The sequence below is a fragment of the Neoroseomonas oryzicola genome, from assembly GCF_012163135.1.
GTDB classification, from domain to species: Bacteria; Pseudomonadota; Alphaproteobacteria; order Acetobacterales; family Acetobacteraceae; genus Neoroseomonas; species Neoroseomonas oryzicola.
The window spans coordinates 1-504 of sequence record NZ_JAAVUP010000052.1 but is presented as its reverse complement, the minus strand read 5'-3'; the positions used below and the strand labels follow the sequence as shown (position 1 = coordinate 504).

Annotated in this window: 1 protein-coding gene; it reads left to right on the top strand. The window is 68.5% G+C overall.

The window, feature by feature from the left end:
• The coding region (locus GWK15_RS25620) for a dihydrodipicolinate synthase family protein (RefSeq protein WP_168044450.1) at window positions 1–504 on the top strand (504 nt) is incomplete at both ends.

Below are 504 nucleotides of genomic sequence, written 5' to 3'. Positions count from 1 at the left end.
GCGGCACCGTCGGCGAGAACTGCTCGCTCTCCACCGCCGAGAAGGTCCAGGTCATCGAGGCCGCCGTCGACGTCGCCAAGGGCAAGGTCCCGGTCGTGGCGGGTGTCGCCGAATTCACCACCGCCTTCGCCATCGACACCGCCCGCGCCGCGCGGAAGGCGGGCGTCGACGGCATCATGCTGATGCCCGCGCTGGTCTATTCCGCGAAGCCGCACGAGACCGCCGCGCACTACCGCAGCGTCGGCACCGCGATCGACCTGCCGCTGATGGTCTACAACAACCCCCCCATCTACAAGAACGCGGTCACGCCCGAGATCCTCGCCTCGCTCGCCGATGTCGAGACGATACAGGCCTTCAAGGACTCCTCGGGCGACACCCGCGCCTTCACCGACCTGCGCAACATGGTCGGCGACCGCTTCACGCTCTTCGCCGGCCTCGACGACACCGTGGTCGAGAGCATCATGCTCGGCGCCGTGGGCTGGGTGTCGGGCATGTCGAACGCCT